Origin of the sequence: Inquilinus sp. (genome assembly GCF_039594555.1) — a bacterium.
Classification (GTDB): domain Bacteria; phylum Pseudomonadota; class Alphaproteobacteria; order DSM-16000; family Inquilinaceae; genus Inquilinus.
Window position 1 is genome coordinate 1 of record NZ_JBCNNF010000362.1, and the last position, 6912, is coordinate 6912.

The 6912-nt window shown below is 70.9% G+C and carries 6 protein-coding genes; 1 reads left to right on the forward strand and 5 read right to left on the reverse strand.

Translation table 11 applies throughout. From position 1 onward, the window contains the following. Nucleotides 1–411: 411 nt before the first annotated feature. A complete protein-coding gene (gene ada / locus ABDW35_RS28465) occupies nt 412–1494 on the forward strand; it encodes a bifunctional DNA-binding transcriptional regulator/O6-methylguanine-DNA methyltransferase Ada (protein WP_343717228.1) in 1083 nt (360 codons plus the stop codon). Nucleotides 1495–1498: 4 nt separating this feature from the next. Here the strand turns inward: ada and ABDW35_RS28470 are convergent, their stop codons facing one another. From ABDW35_RS28470 to ABDW35_RS28490, 5 genes are all read right to left on the reverse strand, one after another. Further along, entirely contained in the window at nt 1499–2317 is an 819-nt protein-coding gene (locus tag ABDW35_RS28470) for an SRPBCC domain-containing protein (RefSeq protein WP_343717229.1), read from the reverse strand. A gap of 2 nt (nt 2318–2319) precedes the next feature. Next, the gene (locus tag ABDW35_RS28475; RefSeq protein ID WP_343717230.1) at nt 2320–3126 is read right to left on the reverse strand and encodes an SRPBCC domain-containing protein; all 807 of its coding nucleotides are present in this window, start codon (nt 3124–3126) and stop codon (nt 2320–2322) included. Next, nucleotides 3117–3725 (reverse strand): helix-turn-helix domain-containing protein, encoded by a 609-nt coding sequence (locus ABDW35_RS28480; RefSeq protein ID WP_343717231.1) that lies wholly within the window; start codon nt 3723–3725, stop codon nt 3117–3119. The genes ABDW35_RS28475 and ABDW35_RS28480 overlap by 10 nt, the downstream gene beginning before the upstream one ends. Before the next feature lie 57 nt (nt 3726–3782). Next, nucleotides 3783–4223 (reverse strand): CBS domain-containing protein, encoded by a 441-nt coding sequence (locus tag ABDW35_RS28485; protein ID WP_343717232.1) that lies wholly within the window; start codon nt 4221–4223, stop codon nt 3783–3785. Nucleotides 4224–4418: 195 nt separating this feature from the next. Further along, nucleotides 4419–6912: valine--tRNA ligase (locus ABDW35_RS28490; RefSeq protein ID WP_343717233.1), on the reverse strand; the 2494-nt coding region annotated here is incomplete at its 5' end.

Below are 6912 nucleotides of genomic sequence, written 5' to 3' on the forward strand. Positions count from 1 at the left end.
CTGCAAGAGGCCGGTGCCGCCGGCCCCGGCGCCGAGGGCGAGCACGGCGACGATCGGTGCTGCGGCGAGGCCGATCTGCTCCGCCGACTGCGCGGCCAGGTTGGACCAGGCCAGGCGGCGGAACGGGGCGGGAAGCGGGGCGATGGCGGACATCGGAACACTCGCGGAGGAGGATGAGGCCGCCAGCATCCAGGACCGGCCCCCGCCCCGCGCTCCGCTTGTTGCGGCCGAATTCGGCCGCAAGCCCATGGCGCCTGCCGGAGATCGCAAGAACCGGGTCGCCGCCGGCCCCGGAATTTGAGAGCAAGGGCCGGAGTGCTGGCGAAACCCGAGACCGCCATCTTCGGTGGAACGATCGGCATCCCCATATCGGGGAGACCTGTCGATCCCGCCATCGAACAGGAGCGCCCCATGGGCTTCATTCCCCCGCCCCCCGTCCCCGCCCCGGCCTTCGCCCATGACGAGGCCCGCTGGGCCGCCGTGCTGCGCCGCGACCGCGCCGCCGACGGCGCCTTCGTCTTCGCCGTGCGCACCACCGGCGTCTACTGCCGCCCGAGTTGCGCCTCGCGCCATCCGCGGCGCGAGAATGCCAGCTTCCATGCCGACGGCGCCGCCGCCGAGCGCGCCGGCTTCCGCCCGTGCCGGCGCTGCAAGCCGACCGAGATGTCGCTGGCCGAGCGCCAGACCGCCCTGGTGGTCGCGGCCTGCCGCAAGATCGAGACGGCCGAGGAGATGCCGAGCCTGGACGAGCTGGCCGATGCGGCGGGGCTGAGCCGCTTCCACTTCCACCGCATGTTCAAGGCGGTCACTGGCGTCACCCCCAAGGCCTATGCCGACGCCCACCGCGCCGACCGCATGCGCGACGAGCTGGAGCAGACCGGGACCGTCACCGAGGCGATCTACGGCGCCGGCTTCAACTCCAACGGCCGCTTCTACGCCGCGGCGCCCCAGCGGCTGGGGATGACCCCGACCGCCTTCCGCGACGGCGGCACCGGGGCAGAGATCCGCTTCGCCATCGGCCAGTGCCACCTGGGCGCCATCCTGGTGGCGGCGACCGGCAAGGGCATCGTCGCCATCCAGTTCGGCGACGACCCGCAGGCGCTGCTGGAGGAGCTGCAGGACCGTTTCCCCAAGGCCCGGCTGGTCGGCGGCGACGCCCGATTCGAGCAGCTGGTGGCCCGGGTGGTCGGCTTCGTCGAGGCGCCATCCGCGGAGGGGATGGACCTGCCGCTGGACATCCGCGGCACCGCCTTCCAGCAGCAGGTCTGGCAGGCGTTGCGCAGCATTCCGGCCGGCAGCACCGCCAGCTATGCCGAGATCGCCCAGCGGATCGGCCGGCCCAAGGCGGTTCGCGCGGTAGCCCAGGCCTGCGCCGCCAACGACCTGGCGGTGGCCATCCCCTGCCACCGCGTGGTGCGGTCAGACGGCGACCTGTCCGGCTACCGCTGGGGCGTGGCCCGCAAGCGCGCTTTGCTGGAACGCGAGGCGGGGTGAGGCCTCAGCCCGGCTGACCCGGCATCGGGAAATGGCGGGCCATCCAGGCCTGCCATGCCGGTTCCTCCCGCGCGGCCGCGGCCGTCGGCTCTTCGCGGAACAGGTACAGCCGGACCGGCAGATAGACCTGCCCGCCCATCGGCAGGGCGAAGAGATGGGCGATGCCGGGCACCGGCGCGTCGAGCCGCAGCAGCAGCTCCGGATGCTCATCCGGGCCGACACGCTCGACCTGCCCGGCCAGGGCTGGCGCGTCGGACGCCGATTGCACCCGCTGCCCCGGCTCGGCGCCGGCGAGGCCGAGCCGGCCGGTCAGCTCCGCCCAGCCCGCCTGGACCGTCGGCTCCGGCGCCACGCCCATCAGCTGGAGATTGGCGCCGCTCCGGCCGCGGAAATGGGAGAGATAGAGCCTCAGGATGTGGAAGAAGGCCTGCCAGCCATGCTCGTGGCCCTCGAACTGGGCGTCCCAGTCGTCGGTCTCGGCGAACCAGGCATGCACCACCCGGACGATGCAGGTGCCGCCGGCCCTAGCCTCCACAGTCCATTCGGTGGCGATGGTCGGGCTGCCGGGGCCCATCGCCTCGGGGCTGTCGGCCGTGAAGCGGCGCGGCGGCTCCCAGGCGGTGATAGTCGCCAGCGACTCCATGCCGGGCCCGAAATTGGTGGCGACGGTGCCGCCCACCCGCTCCTCCACCCGGGTCGGCACGAACCAGGAGGTCACGCCCGGGCCGGTGGCGATGGCTCGCCACACATCCTCCGGCGTTCCGGGCACCTCGACCTCGGCCGCGACGGTGCGGCGGCCGCTTTCATCCTTCCTCACGGGCATGGCTATTCCCCCCTGTCCGGATAGGTCTCCCGGATCCAGCGGCGCAGCTCGGGTTCGAACCGGGCAGCGGTATCCGCGGCGTCGTCGCCGTAGAAGAAGACGCTGGCCGCCACCCTGGCCCGGCTCTGCCAGCCATGGATACCGATCAGGGCGATGCCGGGCGCCGGCCGGTCCAGCGCCACCGTCACCTCGCGCGACTTGGCATCCTGCTGCACCCGCTCGACCATACCGGCCAGCGCCGGCGCGCCGGCCGGCGTGCTCCAGCGCTCGCCAACATTCACGCCGGCGAAGCCGAGCCGGCCGGCCAGGTCGGTCCAGGCCGCGAGGTCGGGGCCAGGATGGATGGCCATGGCCCGGGCCGGCGCCGCCGGCATCCCGGCGAACCGCTTCAGGTAAAGCTGCAGGATGACGAAGAACCCCGGCCAGCCAGCCTCGAACCCCTCCAGCTCGTCGTCCCAGCTGCCGTCGGTGGTGAACAGGGTGTGGACCAGCCGCAGCACGCAGGTGTCGCCGGACCGGCTGACGATGGTGCATTCGGTCGCCACCGGCGGCGCCTCGCCGTTCCAGCCCGTCTCCTCATAGACGAAGCGGAAGGGCGGCTCCCAGGCCGTGACGGTGCCGGCGGAGGCCATGCCCTCACCGAACTCGAAGCGGATGGCGCCGCCCACCCGCTCCTCGATCCGGGTGGCGGTGAACCAGGCGCTGAGGCCCGGGCCGGTGGCGATCGCCTGCCACACCTGTTCCGGCGTTCCTGGCAGCAGCACGTCGAGCTCGACCCAGCGCCGCGTCGCGTCGCTCTTCAGTGGCATGTCTCCCCCTTCTCCGATGGGTCGGCGGGCCTGGGATAGGCCATCAGGACCAGGCGGTGGTCCCGCCCCCCAGGCGCCGACGCGTTGTGGTAGCGCGCCGCCAGGGCGGCGATCGACGCCGTCAGTTCCCAGGTGAAGGCGGCCCGGTCGGCCGACGACGCGAAGCGGATCTCGGTGTCGATTGACAGGGTGGCCAGCCGCTTCTCCGCGCGGATGGCGGCCCGCCACAGGCCGGTGACCTCGCGCACGATGCGGGCGGCCAGCGCGATCAGATAGCTGGCCGACAGCCGGTCCGAGGCGCGCCCGGGATCGGCCGCGACCGGTCCGAGCGCCTGCGGCGAGACGATGTAGGAGGCTGCGCTCGCGACATAGAGGCGTTCGGTCAGCCCGCCCCAGCGCCGCGTCTCCGCCTCGCGGACCAGCCGGTGCGCCTCCAATGCGCGCAGATGGTAGTTCACCTTCTGCCGCGGGATTCCAAGCCGCGCCGCCAGTCCGGCGGCCGAAGCAGGCTCGGCCAGCTCCGCCAGCAGGCGGCTGCGAACCGGCTCCAGCGCCGCGACGGCCGCCGCCGGGTCGTCGATGACATCCACGTCGAGCATGCGCCCATTCCAGCTTTGACAACTTTTTTTGTCAAGGCTGGAATGGGCCGGTCAGCCTCAGTGTCTCTTGCCGCTCCGGTCCGGTGCGGATGGCGTCGACACCTCCCCCAGCGCCTCCGCGGCGCCCGGCGCGTGCTTGGTCGACAGGTCGCCCAGCGACACCACGCCGACAAGGTGCTTGTCGGCGTTGATCACCGGCAGGCGGCGGATCTGGGTCTCGCCCATCATCTCCGACACCTCCTCGACATCGTCATCCGCCCAGCACCAGCGCACATCCTGAGACATGGCGTTCGATACCTCGGTGCCCTCGGGGTCCAGCCCGGCGGCGGTGACGCGGACGGTGATGTCGCGGTCGGTGATCATGCCGACCAGCCGCTTGCCGTCGCAGACCGGCAGTGACCCGACATTCAGTGCGTCCATCCGCTGCGCCGCGTGGCGAACGCTGTCCCGCGGCCGCACCACGGCGACATCGCTGGTCATGACTTCGGCTACTCTCATGACGCTCTCCCGTTCGGTTCGAGATGGCGGGCCGGGCGAAGCCCCGCGGGGCGTCCCGCGCGACCCGCTCACCGGGTTAACGAGAGGCCATCGGCGGCCGGTTCCCCGATTTCCACTCCCGGAGCACACAACAAAACGGCCGCCCGGGATCGCTCCCGGGCGGCCGATCTTGGTCAGCCGGCAGTGTACCGACGGTCAGCCCGAGACGCGGGCCAGGGCCTCGCGCAGCCGCTCGATCGCGGCCTGGGCCTCGGCCCGGCGCTCGCGCTGCTCCTCGACCACCTCGTCCGGCGCCTTCTCCAGGAACTGAGCGTTGCCGAGCTTGCGGTCGATCTTCTCGACCTCGGAGGCGTTCTTCTCGATCTCCTTGGTCAGCCGCGCCCGCTCCTTGTCGAGATCGATGATCCCGGCCAGGGGCAGCACCAGCGTCGCCTCGTCGATCACCGCCTGGGCCGAGCCCTTCGCCGGCTCGGCCTCCGACGCCTCGATCGTGGCCAGCCGGGCCAGGCGGCGGATCAGCGCGCCATGGGTGTCGAGCCGGCGCAGGGTCTCCGGCGATGCGCCGCGCAGCGTCGCCGGCAGCTCGGCCGCCGGCGGCACGTTCATCTCCGACCGGATGGTGCGGACCGCGGAGATCAGCCGGATCACCCAGTCCATCTCCGCCGCCGCCTGCGGGTCGACCAGGCCGGCCGGGTAGTCCGGCCAGGGCTGGGTCACCAGCGTGGCGCCGCCGCGATCCGCCAAGTGGCGCCACAGCTCCTCGGTCTCGAACGGCATGATCGGGTTGAGCAGGTTCAGGATCTGCTCCAGCGCCCAGGCGGTGGTGGCGCGGGTCTCGGCCTTCGCCGCCTCGTCCGTGCCGGAGAACACCGGCTTGGCGAATTCCAGATACCAGTCGCAGAAGCCGGCCCAGGTGAACTGGTACAGGACCTGCGCCGCCTCGCTGAAGCGGAATCCCTCCAGCGCCGCGGCTGCTTTCTCCGCCGTCTTCGCCACCTCGCCGACGATCCAGCGGTTCAGCGTCAGCGTGTTCGCCGCCGGGTCGTAGCCGGGCACCGGCCGGCACTCGTTCATCTCGCAGAAGCGGGCCGCGTTCCACAGCTTGGTGGCGAAGTTGCGATAGCCCTCGACCTGCTGCGGCCCCAGCTTGATGTCGCGGCCCGCGGCCAGCGACACCAGGGTCATGCGCAGCGCGTCGGCACCGTAGCGGTCCACCAGCTCCAGCGGGTCGATGACGTTGCCCTTGGACTTCGACATCTTCTGGCCCTTCTCGTCGCGGACCAGGGAGTGGAAGTACACGGTGCGGAACGGCACCTCGCCCATGAAATGGATGCCCATCATCATCATCCGGGCGACCCAGAAGAAGATGATGTCGAAGCCGGTCACCAGCACATCGCCGGGGTAGTAGCGCTGCAGCTCCGGCGTCTGGTCCGGCCAGCCCAGGGTCGAGAACGGCCACAGGGCGGAGGAGAACCAAGTGTCGAGCACATCGGTCTCGCGCCGCAGTTCGACCGGCTCGCCATAGTGGTTCTCGGCCGCCGCCTTGGCCTCGGCCTCGCTCTCCTCGACGAAAATCGCGTTGTCCGGCCCGTACCAGGCCGGGATCTGGTGGCCCCACCACAGCTGCCGGCTGATGCACCAGGGCTGGATGTTGCGCATCCACTCGAAGAAGATGCTCTCCGCCATCTTCGGCAGCAGCACGGTCTTGCCCTGCTCCACCGATTCGATCGCCGGCTTCGCCAGCACCTCGGCCTTCAGGTACCACTGCTCGGTCAGGAACGGCTCGATCGGCACGCCGCCGCGGTCGCCATGCGGCACCGCATGGACGTGGTCCTCGATCTTCTCGACCAGGCCCAGCGCCTCGAGGTCGGCGACCACGCGCTTGCGCGCTTCGTACCGGTCCAGGCCGCGATAGGCTTCCGGCACCTCGTCGTTCAGCCGCGCTTCCTCGTCGAGGATGTTGATCAGCGGCAGGTTGTGGCGGCGGCCGACCTCGAAATCGTTGAAGTCGTGCGCCGGGGTGATCTTGACCGCGCCCGAGCCCTTTTCGGGGTCGGAATACTCATCGGCGACGATCGGGATCAGCCGGCCGACCAGCGGCAGCACCACGTTCCTGCCGACTAGGTCCTTGTAGCGCTCATCGTCCGGATGCACGGCGACGGCGGTGTCGCCCAGCATCGTCTCCGGCCGGGTGGTGGCCACGACGATATACCGGCCCTCCTCGCCCTCGATCGGATAGCGGAAGTGCCAGAGATGGCCCTTGGTCTCCTTCTGCTCGACCTCGAGGTCGGAGACCGAGGTGCGCAGCTTCGGGTCCCAGTTCACCAGCCGCTTGTCGCGGTAGATCAAACCCTCGCGATGCAGCTGCACGAACACCTTGACCACGGCGCGGGACAAGCCCTCGTCCATGGTGAAGCGCTCGCGCGTCCAGTTCGGCGTGGCGCCGAGGCGGCGGAGCTGGCTGGTGATGGTGCCGCCGGACTGGGCTTTCCACTCCCAGACCTTCTCCAGGAAGCCGTCGCGGCCGAGGTCCTGGCGCTTGATGCCCTGCTTGCCCAGCTCGCGCTCGACCACCATCTGGGTGGCGATGCCGGCATGGTCGGTGCCGGGCTGCCACAGCGCGTCGCGGCCGCGCCGGCGGTTGAACCGCGTCAGCACGTCCTGCAGGGTCATATTGAAGGCGTGACCC